Below are 15,601 nucleotides of genomic sequence, written 5' to 3' on the forward strand. Positions count from 1 at the left end.
TTCAGCTAGACTTGGGAGTCTTGGCTGGCAGAGTTATTTACGGACTTGACCGTGATTCATCTGCAACGAATCGCACATATCCTCCCCACTGATAAATCAGGGGGATTCCAATCTACCCAAACAACGACAACTGTCTAGGGAACTGGTGGGTTGACGCTTCGATGGAAGATGCCACATTAGATGTGGTCTTACTCCGTCCTCCACGTCCGTTTATAGTCTCAGGCAATCCGCCCGCGACTTTTATATTAATTGCTGCATTTTCGTCTCGGTCGTGAACTGCTCCACAAAATAAGCAAGTCCATTCACGGACTGAAAGTTCTTTCTTTCCACCAATCTGTTTGCAGCAAGAGCAGCGTTGACTGGTTGGTTCCCAGCGACTAATAACCCTGAAATCTCTGCCGTACATTTCTGATTTAGCGAACAGCATTGTCCGAAAAATTCGCCAGCCTAAATCGGAAATAGCACGGGATAATTTACGGTTTTTCATCATGCCAGCAACGTTGAGGTCTTCTAGAACTATTGCTTGGTTTTCGCGAATAATTCTATTGCTCAATTTGTGTAGGAAATCGTTGCGAATATCAGAAATTCTGGCGTGAATCTTTGCAACTCTGCGACGCGCTAATTCCCTTCGCTTGCTACCTTTCTTTTTTCTGGCTAACTTGCGCTGTGCCTTGTGCAGCTTTCTTAGATGCTTTTCAAGAGGCTTGGGAGCTTTTATTTTCTCGCCTGTACTCAGGGTAGCGAAGTCTGTGATACCAAGGTCGATACCGACCGATTGCCCGTTGTCGGGTAATACTGTTGGAACGACTTCAACGACAAAGCTGACAAAATATCGGTTCGCAGCATCCTTAATTACCGTGACCGAGCTTGGTGAAGATGGCAATTCTCTTGACCAGACAACCTTGAGCTTTCCGATTTTGGTAAGATAAACTTTTCCCTGTTTGATGGAAAAGCCTCCGATCCTAAATCGTGCCGACTGCCTGCTGTTACGCTTTTTAAATTTGGGACGGCTAACTCTCCGACCTTTTCGCTTACTTTTGAATGAATCAAAGTAATTTTTCCAAGCCACCCCTAAATCGGCAATTGATTGCTGAAGAGGAATATTTGAAACTTCTGCCAGCCATTCTCGTTCTTCCGACTTCTTGGCTTGAGTAATAAAAGTCTTTTGCAGATCTCCGTTACTTGGTAGCTTTTCGGATGAATTACATAATGCTAGTGAATCGTTCCATACAACGCGGCAACAACCGAACAATTTAGCAAGATTGTGAACTTGCCGAGGAGTTGGATATATGCGGTACTTGTATCTTTGTTTCATAAAACTATTTTAGCATCAGAACAACCATTGACATAAATAGATATGTTAAGAATATGACTCATTTGAAGAAAGAAAAGAAGGCGGTTGAAACCGCTGCCGACTTGTTCCCATGTCTAAAGCCAGGGGCTTGTGTCTCGCTTTTTGGTCAAATCGTGAGCGTGTTTCCCAAACCAATCATAGCGACGATTTACAATTTCTTCATATCTGCGGACTAAATTCTTTTTAGCTTTTTCACGGTTAGCCGAATCTTTCACCTGATTAAGAGAGTGTTTGCAACTAGCTTGATTGATGACAGTGAGAGATTGTTTAAGGAATTGAGGTGATGCAATTTTAGTGCCATCTGAAACTGTGAGAAATACTTTGAGACCAAAATCAAGTCCAGGGAGTTTACTCGTCTTGTACTTGATTTCTGACCAGGCAAATTCTTCAATCACTACGACCATAAATAACTCACTTAAGGTCAGTTTAATGGTTAAATTTTTGACCTTTTCTTCAATTTCTCGGAAATTCCAATCTTGACAAACTCGACTCCTATTTTTAATTCTGTTTTCACCTATAAACTTGTAGTCAGCTTGTTTGAGCGTGAATGATTTATATTGGCGAACCTTCTTGGAATTCGGCGGGCGGACTCCTTTTTTATTGTGTTTAAGCAACAACCCATCGGCTTTTTCGATCGGCTGGCAAATGTCTTGTACTGCTTGAGTTACTAATTGTGAAAATAAATTTTGTTGCCGTATTTGGGCAATAAAAAATTGAACTTTGGCACAGTTTAAGTGCTGACACCACATCCGGGAGTCCCGTTTGTGTGCAATACAATGGCTGTAGATTGGTCTAACGGCATGAATTGACCGCTTGATGAATCTATTTCGTTTGTATTGATACAGCTTAAACTTTAATGTTTTCATACTACTATTTTACAGTGCATGATTGGGTTTTTAGATGAAGAATGATTGAGTTTTTTGAACTCCATTATTCCAGGCTTCCCAGCTTAAATAAAAAGCCGTCAAGCTGATGACGGGGCCCGAAGGCGACCTTTTCGGTAAGTCGGCCACGCTACCAGTCCACAAGCTGAAACCGTGGCAGAAAGCGGCATTCTCCCAGTGTAGAGTTTCACCTGGTATTTCCACTGTCGGCTAAACTCGTAGAATCCAGATCACACAATTATCCGGGCGTTGCGCGATCGCGCAACGTTGGCAGGGACGACTGGTTCAAGTCTTCGATCACCAAAATTTTGACGTTTACCGGGCGCTGTTGGTCTTTGCGGTTGAGTTATGTCTTAAACTATTGACTTTTTTGCTCCCCTGTGGCTCAGTCACAGGCTCGCTTGATAACTATTCTAAGGCAGCGTGGTTCAAATCCCTAGTCCGCCTGCCGAGGACACCCGCTTTGGATAATTAAGGGCGAGATCGCGATCGACCCGCAACTAAAGCCTGGTACAATTAGTAGAAAGTTTTTGACTGACTTACCTTTTTCGGCTTTGGGCTATGGTAGTCCCCGCAGTTTTGCTAGTCTTGAATCAAGTGGCATTAATACTGCTCTCCCATTCGTTGAGAAAGTGGGCGGCGGCAGTGCTTTCTAGACGCAGTGCCAGAGAAGCAGTGCTGTGCGCGAGTGCCGAAGACAGTTGAAAAAGGATGCTATCTCCCGATCGGGCAAACGACACCTTCATAGAGGACTATTAGTGTGCTGTATCTAGCAGAAGTACAAAAACAGAGAAGCGGCTTTGGTCTCGGTGGCGGTAAGGCTGAACTGAAACTGCTAGCTTGTCAGCGGGGCGAACATAATTGGAGCGCCGTACCGGGTGATGACGCGATTCCAGTTGAGGAAGCTAATAAGTTTAACGACGGCACGCTGGTGCTGGTGGAGTTGAGCGCTAGCAAGCAGGTGCAGCGAATTCAGGAGGCTGCCCGCCAGTTGGTGAGCATTCTGCAAAATTTCTCGCGATTGCAGGACAAGTTTAAGGATAAGGAGGAGGAAATTGAGCAGTGGAAAGCTTCTCTGACGTTTTCGAGTCAAGAGCTTAATCGCCGGGAAATGGAAATGCAAGCCCGCGAGGAGCAGTTGGCTCAGATGGAGGAGGAGTTGGAGCGGCTGGAGGCTCAACGCTCGGAAATTGAAGGTATTCGAGATGAGGCTAATGGATTGCGAGCGGAAGTCGATCGCAGCCGCGCCCAAATGGATACGGCTTGGGAACAGTTGCGGGGCGAACAGCAGCAGGTGGCTCAGCAGCAGTCTCAGGCGGGGCAGGGGGCTGTGGTTGATGAGGAACAGGCACTGAGGATTCAGGGGTTGATGAACAAGCTGGGAGGAGCAATTTCTGCGGCGCGTGAGGTTCGGGAACAACTGAATCAGTCTGTTGGTGTTGTGGGAGCTCAGCAGGCAATTCTGGATCTGCACTGGCAGCAGTTGGAGCAAAAACGGGCAAACGCTGAGCAACGGCAGGAAGAGGTCGATCGACTTTTGCAGGGCTTCCAAAATCGCCAGCAGGATTGGTATCAATCTCAAGATGTTTTGGCGCAAGCTCGTGGGGAGCTTAGGGGGCTGCAATGTACTCTCAGCGCTAAGCAGGCTCAGACTCAATCTATGTCTTTGCAGGTGAGGGCTGTTCAGGATATGTACCGGCAACTCTCCGGGCTGGCTTCTGGTTCGGGCTCGGTAGCTCTGGAGCAGGTGGTGGATGTGTCTGCTCTGGAAAGGATGCCGGTTGAGGAGTTGCAGGGGCTGGTGCAACATTTGCAACAGGATTTGGAAAAGGTGTTCCGGTTTGTTAATGATCAGGAGGAGGAGTTGACTCTCCAGCAGGAGACAATTGAGGAGCTGCAAGCGAAAATTCAAGCTGCTAGCGAGTACGATCGCATGGCTTTGGAAAATGAAATGGCTGATGAACTCGAAAGTTATCAGATGTTGAATGAAACTCTGGTGGGACAGCGCCTCCGCTTGCAGGAACGGGAGAATGTTTTGAAGCAGCATCAGGCGGTGTTGTGGCGTCGCTTGGGTACTGCTAATCCTCAAAAAACGGAGCCCGGAGATATTGATTTGGGCCCGATCGTCGCACAGCTCAAGATTCAATGCCAGCAGCAAAGCGAAGAATTGCAAGGGCTGGAAAAGGAAATTCAGCAGGTGGAGGAGGCTATATCTCAAATTGAGGGAAATGTCAACCGTCAAAATGGGGAAAGTGAGGCGAAACGCAATGAACTTAAGCAGTTGGAGCAGAATTTATTTAACGAGAAGGGTGCTGTGGCGGAACTCTGGGGGCGGGTGAATGTTTATCAAGAGATGTTGCAGCCGGTGCAGGACAATTTGAGTGGGCTGCGCCAAAAGCTGACAGCGGTGGGGGCTGAACTCGATCGCGTGCAGCAAACTGGAGAGCAGCAAGATCAGGTGGTTTCTGATTTGCGGCAAGCTCTTTCGGGTTTTCTGCCCAGCGCTTAAAATTAAATATCGATCCTCTTCGTTGGCGCAGCCCCCGTAGGGGCGGGCTTTGCTAAGGCGATCCAAGGTTTTTCGATTCGGGCGATGGCTCCTCCGGGAAATGGATCGGTTTGCGATCGATTGGGCGCTGAGATTAAGCTGGTGAGTTTTTCTACGCTGTCAAAACTGGGTGCGGAGGGTAATATTTGTTGCAATACTTGCCGCATTGCGCGCCGCTGTAAGGCTAAGGGTGCGTCTCGCAAAATCTGGCAATTTAGCTTGATTGGCAGTTGAATTTGCACCTGGGGGTTGTTTGTAGTTGGAGAGATGGCTCGCTGTAGTAAGTCGCTGGCTGCAAGTTCGAGATATTCGACATCGGCGCGGAGGAGTTCGGCTGTTTGGGAGAGGGCTGTCGATGCTCTTGGGTTGAAATGAGTTTCTAAATAGGGTAATAGTTGCGATCGAATGCGGTTGCGGGCATATTGCAAATCTTGATTGGTGGAATCTTCCCAAATTGGTAGTTTTTGGTCTTGACAAAATTGACCTGTTTGCGATCGGGTGATTTCGAGCAAGGGACGAACTAAATAGATTTGGGATTGGGGATTGTCGCCGGAATTCTCCAAACGTAAATCGGCAAGGGGGCGTGTCCAAGTGAGGGCGGAAAGTCCGTCGGCGCCGCTGCCACGAATTAGGTTGTAGAGGAGTGTTTCGGCGCGATCGCTGGCTGTGTGGCCTGTCACGATGTAGGAGTAGTTGTGGGCGATCCTCTTCGTTGATGAGCCTCCCGTAGGGGCGGGCTTCGCTAACGCAATTTCGGTTAAAGCTTGATACCGCCATTGTCTGGCGGCTGCTTCGGTTTTGGGGATGTCGGAGGCTGTTTGCAAATAGTAGGATATTCCCCAATTTTTAGCTAAATTTTCTACATGATTGGCATTGGATTGGGAATCGGAACGCCAGCGGTGATCGCAGTGAGCAATTGCTAATTGCCAGCCCCATTTTGGCTGCAAATCTAACAGTAATTTAATTAAGCACAGAGAATCTTGTCCGCCGGATACTGCTACTAACAATCGCTGATTTGAGGGCAGTATTTGTCTGTGTAGCAGTGTCCGGTGCAGTTGAGCGTGGAGGTGTGTCCAGTTTGAAGATTCAGGCATTACGGTTAACAGTTGTCAGTTGACAGTTGTCAGTTGACAGTTGACAGTTGTTAGGAAAGCAGTTGACAGTTGTTAGTTGTCAGTTGTCAGTTGACAGTTGACAGTTGTTAGTTGTCAGTTGTCAGTTGACAGTTGTTAGTTGTTAGGAAAGCAGTGGGCGTGGCAGTATAGTTGCCGTTTGGCTTCGCTCAGGGTTGGCAGTTGTAGGAGGGCAGTGCAGTTTTAAACTCTTCAATTCAAAACTCTGAATTTAAAGTTTAAAAATCTTCCTCCTTTCCCTCTCCCGTAAGTAGCAGCTTAGCTCCACATTCCTCGACTGTGGGGGTTGCTGTCTGGATACCTAGAAACAGCAAAATCGTTACTTATTTCTGTTGAGTCGCTGACATCTATTTGCTCATCTTGATAAGTTTCGTCGAAGCTCTCTGCGGCGTTGTTTTGGGGGCTGTCTGATTCTTCTGGGGCAGCGGGAAGGGCTTTTTGTTCTTCCACCTCAGGTGCGAGGGGGATGAACTCTAGCCGCAATCTAATTTTTCCTTGTGTCCAGGCTTTTCCTGAACTTAAAAGCTCGCAATCCATGCCGTCGGTAAATAGTCTTTCTTCTAGCAATTTTGACTGCATAATCGTCATAAATTCCCCAACTTTGAATGTGCACTGGTACATTAAAGCTGTGGCAGGGGTAGACAAAACATCGTCTTCTTTGAGAAATATTTGCGACTCTTCCATGTCTATTTGCCTTTGAGTAAATTTGAGTAAAGAAGTCAGTTGAATGTTGACTTTTTTCGGTTGATTTTTTGATATCAAATCTGGTTAGACTTGGATACCTGTGTGAGGGATTGGTGCGGCCCCACTCGCGGTAGTTGCGCGAGGGAACAGCGAGCATTTAACGGTAACAAGTTGTCAGTTTTTATTAGAAAAACCAACCGTAGGAATGTAAACCTTTGCCTAACAGATTGACGCCTAGATAGCAAATCCAAACTACTACAAAACCTGTGGCGGCTAAAATTGCTGGGCGCCTTCCTTGCCAGCCGCGAGTGATGCGGGCGTGTAGGTAGGCTGCAAATACTAACCAGGTAATTAGTGCCCAAGTTTCTTTGGGGTCCCAACTCCAGTATGAGCCCCAAGCTTCGTTAGCCCAAACGGCACCGGCAATAATCCCCACTGTTAGTAATGGGAATCCTAAACCGATGATGCGATAGCTAATATTATCAAGAGTTTCTGCTAGATTCAAGCGCTGGGGCGAGAGAAGTTCTGCGGTTTGAGTTGGGGCGGTTGATGCGGTTTGAACGGTGGCTAATTCGAGCACTGCGGTGGTGCCCAAACCGTTATTGTTGGAGTTGAAAGATGGTTCGCTGAAAGCTAGTGCGCTGTCGGCGACGGTTTCGATGGTTGGAGATTCGGGGTTTTGAGCGCGTTGGAGGCGGTAGTTGCCGTTGCGGCTGCTGTTGGTGCCGAAGGAACTGCCGGTGAGTTCGATTTTTTGGCCGCGGGTGACGATTAGGAAGGCGATCGCCAGTAATGCTCCTACCATTAAGGTTGAGTAACTGAGCATCATGACGCTAACGTGCATCATCAGCCAGTTGGATTTGAGGGCGGGTACTAGGGGCTCTGCCGATTGCATGGTGTCGGGGAGTGTCAGGGCGGCAAAGGCGGTTATTGCCATTGCTACGGGGGCTGTGGCTACTCCGACTAGGCGGGAACGGCTCATGTTTTCGGCGACTAGGTGGATGGCGGTGATGCCCCAAACTAGGAAAAATAAAGATTCGTAGAGGTTGCTGAGTGGGAAGTAGCCGGCTTCTATCCACCTAGAACCGAGTAGGGCGGCGATGGAGAGGTTAGCGACGGCCATTCCTGCGCTTCCTAGGGCGGCCAGGTAGGGAATGCTGGGGAATGCTGCGCCTACCCAGTAGATGAGCATTGTTGAGAACAGGATGGCGAAGGAGATGTTGTCCAGCCAGTTCTGAAGTACGACCAGATCCATATAATTTACCCTCGTAAGGTTTTTACTTATTTTTGCTAACTAGATCGATCGTACTGGGCTTCGGGAGTTTTGGGTTTGGGATTTTGAATTTTTGTGGCAATTATGAGTTTTTGGCGGTTGTTGAGGTGCCCGCGGGCGATCGCGCGCTAGATGTGGACGCATCAAACAAGCTACTATTGACCCGCGAGACGACTGTCAACCGGGCGATGAGTCACGCTTGTTGATTCTGGCTTGCGGATTTTGGATAAGTTGCACAGGCTATAGGAGATTTTGACTTAATGCGTCGAGATTCAATCTTTTACAAGTTCTTTCAAGAAACTCCGACGCTGCTGTTTGAGCTATTGGAAGAGTCACCATTGAATGCAGAACAGTATCGATTTGACTCCGTTGCTGTAAAGGAACCGAAGTTTGAAATTGATGGGGTGTTTTTGCCACCGGATGCTGAGCCGGGAGTTGTCTATTTCTGTGAAGTGCAGTTTCAGCGCGATGAATTGCTTTATGAGCGATTGTTTGGTGAGTCGTTTTTGTATTTTTATCGCAACCGTCAGCGTTTTACTGATTGGGAAGCGGTGGTAATTTATCCGAGTCGATCGACTGAACAATCAGAAACCCATCCCTATCGATCGCTCTTGAACAGCGATCAGGTGCATCTGGTATATTTGGATGAGTTGGGCGCGATCGAACAGTTGCCGCTGGGAGTGGCGCTGATGGCTTTGACAACCCTCGACGAAGCGAGTACGCCGGAAGCTGCGCGATTGTTGCTGGCGCGATCGCAGCGCGAGGAATCGGAATCGGCGAGTCGCGCCATAATAGAGATGCTGACGACAATATTGGTTTACAAGTTTACAAATTTGAACCGAAGGGAGGCAGAGGCGATGCTAGGGATTACGCTTGAGGAAACTCGGTTTTATCGGGAAGCTAAGGAAGAAGGGCTCGAACAAGGCGTTGTGCAAGGCATTGTGCAAGGCCGCGAACAAGAAGGAAGATCTTTGATTTTACGTCAGTTAAATCGCCGTCTGTTCAATCGGCGAGTTGGAACTTTGCCGGAATCTATCACCACTAAAATTTCTGATTTGTCGATCGAGCAAATTGAAACTTTAGCAGAGGAATTATTAGATTTTCAGTCGATCGCCGATTTAGAGGTTTGGCTGGAGAATTTGCCGCAAGAAGATTGAGGCGATGCGCGGGGATTACGTTTGAGGAGGCGATCGCGCCATTTACGCGAACAAAAGCCTCAAACTTACTCCCCCTCCGCTGACTGGGTTCTGGGGCGGTATGAAAGTGCGTCCGCTGTTGCTGGGAGGATGTTAAGCGTGCGATCGGGGCGGGTATTTTTTCGGCGATTTTCCTGTATTTTCAGTCACTCACAGTACCTCCGGCGATCGACTTCTTTTTAAAGCAATAGATAATTGCCTCAATCGTTCGCTCACTTCTAAATTCGATTCTTGTGACTTCAAGCTATAAGGTATTTCAGCAAACAAAAGTGGATTTCCCTGCAACCACTCATTGAGAGCAACGCCAGTCCAAGTACCTTCTTTGTCTCGGAAACTATCAACTAAACCCTTCAGTTCTTGAATACAGTATGACTCGAAACCAGCAGCACTGAAAATTGCATAGCGTAAGTATTCTTCAAACGCATTAATATCATTTTCTACCTCAAAAACTACAGATTCTTGAGGCAATTTTATATCTTGATAAACATACCCAGCAATTTGTGTTGCTACTCCTGTAACTCCTAATACTTGTTGCCGAATCTCAGAATTAAATAGTAAATCTGAACCATATTTTACATATTTCTTGAGAACCCTAAAGGCCGCTTCTTCACCACTATAGTAGTTATCAATAATTTCAATATCTACTCCTAAACTTTTGATGATTTTATTTCGAGTATCACTATTAACTGGGCCGCGAATCAGCGCTTCAGCAACTGGACGAGCAAAGCGTAAAAATAATACACTTAAGCTATTTTCTAGTTTTGCTAAAAAATATTCCTCTGAATTTTCAATGAGCCTGGGTTTTACTTGATTACTTTCCCATAATAAACTTGTCATGTATTCAACTAATTTTAATGCTTCATCCTTAAGTTCTAAAGCAAGTTGATGAGCAATTGCAGAGAGAAGCTTACTAATATCACCGTACAAATCATCACGCCAAGCAAAATTGGCTTTCATGCGGTCAAACTCTGGATTGGAGTTAGCAAGAAAGATAGTATCTTTCTTTTTAAATGTTTCCTCCCTGAGTTTCTGCATTTCATTGTCAACGATTTGTAAATATCGTTCTCTAAATTTTTCTATTTGAGTGAATGACTTAGCATTAGAACTGTCTAAGGATTTGTTGACCACAGAATATTCATAGTATTTTTGTAAATCAGCTTTGATTGTTTCCCATTTTTGATTCCACCATTCTGTAAATAAAACCCGCCGATTATTTTCTTCAAATAGCTTGGCTTCTTCAGGATTTTCTGGATACTTTTTGCTGACTGTAATATAAATCTGTTCGGAATTGGTGAAAATTTTATTGATAGAAGCTTCGCATCTTTTTTTTAAAATCGAGACACGCTCAGTGTTGATATAGTTAAATATTTTTTCCTTAATTTCGGGAATTCCAGTACCAGTTTTATTCAGAGTTTCTTCATCGGTAATTCCAGTCAGTCTCTTCAACTGAGCTTCGATATTACTTGCATCCCCAATCTCTAACTTAGTCTGTTCTCCTGCTAAACCATTCAAAATTAGATAGGCTCCGGCTGAACCATATACAATGCGTTCAGGTGGAAGCTTTGCGCGCTTTAACCAGTCTTGAGATGCTTCTTCAATATGTGTTTTAAGGGCTTCTGAACTACCTAATGAATCAATCCGACTTAAAAATACAAAAAGCTTATCAGCAACGGTGACGTTTTTATCGCCAAGTTCGGTAAACTTGATTATTTCTAGTTCCTTTTCTCGGAGGCTAGTAAACCGCTGTACCAATATCACCGCATCACAGTCAGAGAGCATTGCTTGTGCTTCATCAACGTGCTTTGCTAAACCTGAATCTAAACCGGGAACATCATAAAAAACAATCCCTTCAGCTTGAGCAAGTTTGTTAGTATAAAGTCTCGCCTCTAAAACAGCGTGAGCATACTTTTCATCTGCTACATACTTCTTGAGTGGTTCTCTAATATCTTCGAGTCTAGTAAAAGGAAAAGTCAGATTACCTTCTCTTCTTACCTGTTGTAAAGTTATTTCGTTGGCTCGTATAGTATTTAGGTCTTCTTTTGCCCCTACTTTCTCCAGTTCTTTGAGTAAGTTGATAAACTCTTCTTCGGTTCTCGCTTGTACTTCCAGCCTTTGTTCGGACTCGTTTTCAACTGAATAAATTTGGGTGGTTGTAAATGTGCATCTTCCTCCCTTCGCTGGAAGTAAATCACATTGCAGCCAAGCATTAATAAATGTGCTTTTTCCGGCTTTTTCTAGCCCGACAACAGCGATGCGAAACTCACGCTTTTTGAGTCTTTCAAGTTGGCGACGAGTTGGTTCTGCTTCTTGTAAAAGTACGTCTTTTAATCGAGCCGGAACTTCAGCTTGGGGTAACATAGCTAAATTAACCGCGTGTCGCTGCACGTTTAGAGCGTCGCTAAGACGAGTTTCATAGTAAGAAGATGCTGTTTTCCAGTCCATTGATATATTCCTTAAACGCGGTTAAAGTTTTCTAAACCAGATACAGATAGATATTCCAGACAATCTAATTCTTTAACAGTACCCTGTCCATTTGGGGGAAGATTTCTTTTTAAAATATATTGAACTTTCTTCCCAATCATTTCTGGCCCATCAGCAATGTCAATCCTGACGTAAAATTCTCTTTGTTCACTTACATCTGTAATATCTTCCTCAGTTAATTTTAAACGCTGCTGTATGATATTCGCATCTTCAGGACTTGTACATAGAAAATATGAAGCATTTTCTATTAGTGTTTCTATATCAGAGACATTAATTGTATGATTTTCTCTGATATTTCCCACCACCGATGCTGGAACAATAAGACACAAAGCTACAGACACGGAAGACTTTTTTGGAGAAGGAGGTAGAGATGGTCTATTATTTGATGATTCTCCTTGTATTTGCTTCCTCTTTGGTTCTTGAGAATTTGGCCGCTCCACAAATTTGGTAGCTGTAGCAGCAACAAAATCCTGGATAGCTGTACCAACAACATCCTGGATAACTTTAGCAGTATCCCTAATTTTTTCAAAATCCATTTCTTTATCGCTCCAATAGCAAATTTGATTTGCGTTCCTTAATACTCATTTGAATTTAACACTCCTGTTTTAAGATTATGTCCAAGCTCGAAAATTCTTCTGCTAGGTTTTGAGCTTTTTGTTTCATAGGTTGCCAAATGTTTCTTTGCTTTTCATAATCTAGAGTAATTTCTTGGTTTGCCTTATCGAGTCTTTCCTGATAACGGTCAATAATATCACTCTGAATTTTGTCTACATTTTTTTTTAGACACTCAATTTGTTCTAGTAACCAGCGTGCAACTTGATTTACTCTTTCTGACTCTTGCCCTTTCGCCTGCTCTATCCAACCTTCCAGTAATTTTTCTGTGCTGGGTAGTTCAGCATTATCACTAGAACGTGGTTGATACTCAGTTTCATAAATGGTTTTTTTACCTATCCACAATGTATACCAAGTTCGTTTTTGTTTTGGAACCTGTACTGCTTCTTCCCAAGTCCCTTGTGTAATAGCAAATCCTGCTTTAAACCGAAAATTAAATTTTAAATTACTCTCGACTTTAATCAGTTCTGATTCAGGAAATTTAATCGCTATGTCAGGTGCACGAGAATTTGCTCCATTTTCAAAATAAGACAAGTGGCAACGAAACAATTCGGACACAGCCTGATGAATTCTATTTAATTCTTGAGTAGAAATCTGTTTTAATACATCCTGTATAACAATGTTAAGATGGATAGCTAGTTCATTAAGTTCCTCATTGAGTTGTTTGAGTTTGTTTTTATCTGCCTCTGTTCTTGCTTCCATTGTTTTTCCTTCTTTAGCAACGGAAGCCGTGTAGCCTAAGTTAACTAAACGGTTCAAGTTTCTTGCGAGTAAATTGACATTTAAAACATTTGCTCTTTTTAAATTCGGACTGTCTAACTCTACCCTTCCAGTTTCTAAAGACTTTGCCACTGCTTCTAAGACTTGGGTAATTCCTTTTTGAAATTCCTTCTCCCATGAATGAAGTGGAAATAATTTTTCTCCTAATTTCTTGTATGGCTCTTCCTGTTGGAGTTCCCTAATTACGGTTCTTATATAATTCACAACGTCATCTTGTGATTGTTTTGCAAGAACCTGTTTGACTTTTGTATCTAGTCTTTCAAACGGCTGTTTTAAGTTTGTATCGCTAGTTTCTAAGAAGCCTTCAAGTGATGACCTAATGCGTGATATATTTTCGCATTCCTGTTGATAGCGTTCTTCCGAACTATTAAGAATAGCTGTTGTTGTTTGTGTTGCCCATTCCGCTACGGCATTTCCAGCAGCCAGATTAAAACGTTCTATAATTTGTGGAATTACTAGCTGTGGAAAGTGTTCAGTAATATGTTCCCTTAAGTGTTGCTGAAACTCTTCTGCATAAGATTTTTTCCATAATGATTCAGAAACTCGGTTTCGGTCGTGTCTAGACCATTTTTGTACGTTACGTGGCAAATCTTCTAATATATCTTCATCAATTAGTCCATTGAAATTGTTGTCCGCTTTTTTACACGCATCAACACTGAATATTTCATCATGATTTTGGATCTGAAGGGCTAGTAGCGCAGGCCATGTACTAAGTTTTACAACCTTCAACTTCTCAATATCTTCTGTATATTCTTTTAATTGTTCAGTCAATTCATTTTGAATACTGCGGATAGCATTTTCAAAAAAGCGATTTTCTGTGTCAGGCCAATTTCTATCGGCTCGGAAAACATCAATACGATTTAGAGTAAAGAGCATACGCGCAGGCGAACCACCTAAATCTTTAACCTGCTGTACAACTTCTTGCAACAAGCTTTTTACTTTCTGTGCATCGGTTTCTGCACTATTGTATGTTACTATGCACAATGCCTCTCGGCACTGTTGAATCACATTTGCGTTACCTTGATCGCCCACATAGGCCAAACCAGGTAAATCAAGAATTTTTACCCTAGTTCCTTGTGGCAGTTCTAGTTTTGACTCTTTGACAAGCCGGAAAGGGTAAAAGATTGTCGATTGTGGACAAGCTAAATTCGGTTGTTTTTCTCTATTTTCGATATAACTTATCATTGCTTCATATAAGCGCTGATAAATTTTCTCGTCTCTGATACCTCTCCATTCTCCACACTCCCACAATGCTCCTGGTGTTTCATGGATTATTAGAGACTTTTCCTTGCTATATTCGATAGTGACTGCCCCAGCGCTCATTTCACTTACGGCTACAGGAACAATTTCGGCTCCACATAACAAATTTACCAAAGTGCTTTTCCCGCTACTGGTGGTTCCTGTAGTCGCAAGAGTCAGAGTCGGATTACGAAGTTCATCAACCAGATTGCTTAAAGCCTCGTCTAATTTTATAGACAGTTCTTGCATTTCAGGCTGATATGTATCTGGTAAATGTTCAGAAATTTCTGTATAAAAATTATTCCAGTATTTAGCAAGCAGTTGAGCTTTGAATTCTACTTCGTCAAAAACTTTGTATAATTGTTTACTCATGTGTTAAATACTGGTGTTGATAGTGAATATGTATCCTAGTTAACATATTTGAGTCGCCACTGATAGAGGGCTGACACCCGCACTGTTTAATTATGACTATAGGGCATCATCATACCATACCTGTCAAGATACGATCGCACTTTCTTTAAATAATTTGATAAACAGGCTCTTCAGATTTTGGCAGGTCTTCAATCAGATGATCGGCGGGCGTTGCTGAATGCAGGTTTGAAACGATCGCCCGATCGCCGAATCATCGCTCTCAATTGTGATAAATTATACCCATATTGCCCAAAGCCCGATCGCCCGCACAGTCAAATAGTCGATCGCCCGCAACATCGACTAGAATTAATTAAATAGATTACCGACTTGCTGTTTTTGCGACGGTTGGATAAGTTGCACAGGCTAGAGGAGATGTTGAGTTAATGCGTCGAGATTCAATCTTTTACAAGTTCTTTCAAGAAACTCCGACGCTGCTGTTTGAGCTATTGTCCGAGTCACCATCAAATGCGGAACAGTATCGATTTGATTCAGTGGCGGTTAAGGAACCGAAGTTTGAAATTGATGGGGTGTTTTTGCCACCGGATGCTGAACCTGGAGTTGTATATTTCTGTGAAGTGCAGTTTCAGAGGGATGAATTGCTTTATGAGCGATTGTTTGGTGAGTCATTTTTGTATTTTTACCGCAACCGCCAGCGATTTACTGATTGGGAAGCGGTGGTAATTTATCCGAGTCGATCGACTGAACAATCAGAAACGCATCCCTATCGATCGCTCTTGAGCAGCAATCAGGTGCATCTGGTATATTTGGATGAGTTGGGCGCGATCGAACAGTTGCCGCTGGGAGTGGCGCTGATGGCGTTGACAACCCTCGATGAAGCGAGTACGCCGGAAGCTGCGCGATTGTTGCTGGCGCGATCGCAGCGCGAGGAATCGGAAGCCGCGAGTCGGGCCATAATAGAGATGCTGACGACAATATTGGTTTACAAGTTTACAAATTTGAACCGAAGGGAGGCAGAGGCGATGCTAGGGATTACGCTTGAGGAAAC

14 protein-coding genes are annotated in these 15,601 nt (G+C 44.1%); 5 read left to right on the forward strand and 9 right to left on the reverse strand.

Translation table 11 applies throughout. The annotated features are described in order from the left end of the window. Nucleotides 1-112: 112 nt before the first annotated feature. The 3 genes from QUB66_RS28480 to QUB66_RS28490 all read right to left on the reverse strand — a co-directional run bounded on the left by QUB66_RS28480 (nucleotide 113) and on the right by QUB66_RS28490 (nucleotide 2,442). Complete coding sequence (locus QUB66_RS28480; RefSeq protein ID WP_265234724.1) at nucleotides 113-1,315, reverse strand: RNA-guided endonuclease InsQ/TnpB family protein; 1,203 nt, start codon at nucleotides 1,313-1,315, stop codon at nucleotides 113-115. 113 nt (nucleotides 1,316-1,428) lie between these two features. Beyond that, entirely contained in the window at nucleotides 1,429-2,103 is a 675-nt protein-coding gene (locus tag QUB66_RS28485) for a transposase (protein ID WP_332970606.1), read from the reverse strand. A 147-nt stretch (nucleotides 2,104-2,250) separates the two neighbouring features. Next, nucleotides 2,251-2,442 carry a hypothetical protein gene (locus QUB66_RS28490; RefSeq protein WP_332970607.1) on the reverse strand — a complete coding sequence of 64 codons (192 nt, stop codon included), beginning with the start codon at nucleotides 2,440-2,442 and terminating at the stop codon, nucleotides 2,251-2,253. 326 nt (nucleotides 2,443-2,768) lie between these two features. Between QUB66_RS28490 and QUB66_RS28495 the strand changes: the two genes are divergently transcribed. Then, nucleotides 2,769-2,894, forward strand: a complete 126-nt coding sequence (locus QUB66_RS28495) for a hypothetical protein (protein ID WP_265234721.1) — start codon at nucleotides 2,769-2,771, stop codon at nucleotides 2,892-2,894. A gap of 104 nt (nucleotides 2,895-2,998) precedes the next feature. Continuing rightward, nucleotides 2,999-4,747, forward strand: a complete 1,749-nt coding sequence (gene hmpF, locus QUB66_RS28500; protein ID WP_332970608.1) for a pilus motility taxis protein HmpF — start codon at nucleotides 2,999-3,001, stop codon at nucleotides 4,745-4,747. 2 nt (nucleotides 4,748-4,749) lie between these two features. On the opposite strand, the gene tilS is transcribed toward hmpF, so the two are convergent. From tilS to ccsB, 3 genes are all read right to left on the reverse strand, one after another. Next, the gene (tilS, locus tag QUB66_RS28505; RefSeq protein WP_332970609.1) at nucleotides 4,750-5,880 is read right to left on the reverse strand and encodes a tRNA lysidine(34) synthetase TilS; all 1,131 of its coding nucleotides are present in this window, start codon (nucleotides 5,878-5,880) and stop codon (nucleotides 4,750-4,752) included. A 297-nt stretch (nucleotides 5,881-6,177) separates the two neighbouring features. Then, nucleotides 6,178-6,603, reverse strand: a complete 426-nt coding sequence (locus QUB66_RS28510; RefSeq protein WP_332970610.1) for a KGK domain-containing protein — start codon at nucleotides 6,601-6,603, stop codon at nucleotides 6,178-6,180. A gap of 184 nt (nucleotides 6,604-6,787) precedes the next feature. Continuing rightward, nucleotides 6,788-7,858, reverse strand: coding sequence for a c-type cytochrome biogenesis protein CcsB (ccsB, locus tag QUB66_RS28515; RefSeq protein ID WP_265234717.1), 1,071 nt, complete (start codon nucleotides 7,856-7,858; stop codon nucleotides 6,788-6,790). Between the two features lie 278 nt (nucleotides 7,859-8,136). Between ccsB and QUB66_RS28520 the strand changes: the two genes are divergently transcribed. Beyond that, entirely contained in the window at nucleotides 8,137-9,033 is an 897-nt protein-coding gene (locus tag QUB66_RS28520; protein WP_332970611.1) for an Rpn family recombination-promoting nuclease/putative transposase, read from the forward strand. Between the two features lie 189 nt (nucleotides 9,034-9,222). On the opposite strand, the gene QUB66_RS28525 is transcribed toward QUB66_RS28520, so the two are convergent. From QUB66_RS28525 to QUB66_RS28535, 3 genes are read right to left on the reverse strand one after another with little or no spacing between them, the layout of a single operon-like run. Then, nucleotides 9,223-11,514, reverse strand: a complete 2,292-nt coding sequence (locus QUB66_RS28525; RefSeq protein ID WP_332970612.1) for a dynamin family protein — start codon at nucleotides 11,512-11,514, stop codon at nucleotides 9,223-9,225. Nucleotides 11,515-11,525: 11 nt separating this feature from the next. Further along, complete coding sequence (locus QUB66_RS28530; RefSeq protein ID WP_332970613.1) at nucleotides 11,526-12,089, reverse strand: hypothetical protein; 564 nt, start codon at nucleotides 12,087-12,089, stop codon at nucleotides 11,526-11,528. A gap of 55 nt (nucleotides 12,090-12,144) precedes the next feature. Then, the gene (locus QUB66_RS28535; RefSeq protein ID WP_332970614.1) at nucleotides 12,145-14,556 is read right to left on the reverse strand and encodes a dynamin family protein; all 2,412 of its coding nucleotides are present in this window, start codon (nucleotides 14,554-14,556) and stop codon (nucleotides 12,145-12,147) included. 177 nt (nucleotides 14,557-14,733) lie between these two features. Here QUB66_RS28535 and QUB66_RS28540 point away from each other — a divergent pair, with 177 nt between their 5' ends. Beyond that, entirely contained in the window at nucleotides 14,734-14,913 is a 180-nt protein-coding gene (locus QUB66_RS28540) for a hypothetical protein (RefSeq protein ID WP_332970615.1), read from the forward strand. A 65-nt stretch (nucleotides 14,914-14,978) separates the two neighbouring features. Then, nucleotides 14,979-15,601 (forward strand): Rpn family recombination-promoting nuclease/putative transposase (locus tag QUB66_RS28545; protein ID WP_332970616.1); only part of this gene is annotated, 623 nt, incomplete at its 3' end.

Source organism: Microcoleus sp. A2-C3 (assembly GCF_036706065.1).
Lineage (GTDB): Bacteria > Cyanobacteriota > Cyanobacteriia > Cyanobacteriales > Microcoleaceae > Microcoleus.

Excerpts from the sequence above, each read along its gene's own strand:
- QUB66_RS28535 (WP_332970614.1), bottom strand. The coding sequence starts at position 14,556 with ATGAGTAAACAATTATACAAAGTTTTTGACGAAGTAGAATTCAAAGCT.
- QUB66_RS28510 (WP_332970610.1), bottom strand. The coding sequence starts at position 6,603 with ATGGAAGAGTCGCAAATATTTCTCAAAGAAGACGATGTTTTGTCTACC.
- QUB66_RS28530 (WP_332970613.1), bottom strand. The coding sequence starts at position 12,089 with ATGGATTTTGAAAAAATTAGGGATACTGCTAAAGTTATCCAGGATGTT.
- QUB66_RS28480 (WP_265234724.1), bottom strand. The coding sequence starts at position 1,315 with ATGAAACAAAGATACAAGTACCGCATATATCCAACTCCTCGGCAAGTT.
- tilS (WP_332970609.1), bottom strand. The coding sequence starts at position 5,880 with ATGCCTGAATCTTCAAACTGGACACACCTCCACGCTCAACTGCACCGG.
- ccsB (WP_265234717.1), bottom strand. The coding sequence starts at position 7,858 with ATGGATCTGGTCGTACTTCAGAACTGGCTGGACAACATCTCCTTCGCC.
- QUB66_RS28485 (WP_332970606.1), bottom strand. The coding sequence starts at position 2,103 with ATGTGGTGTCAGCACTTAAACTGTGCCAAAGTTCAATTTTTTATTGCC.
- QUB66_RS28525 (WP_332970612.1), bottom strand. The coding sequence starts at position 11,514 with ATGGACTGGAAAACAGCATCTTCTTACTATGAAACTCGTCTTAGCGAC.
- QUB66_RS28520 (WP_332970611.1), top strand. The coding sequence starts at position 8,137 with ATGCGTCGAGATTCAATCTTTTACAAGTTCTTTCAAGAAACTCCGACG.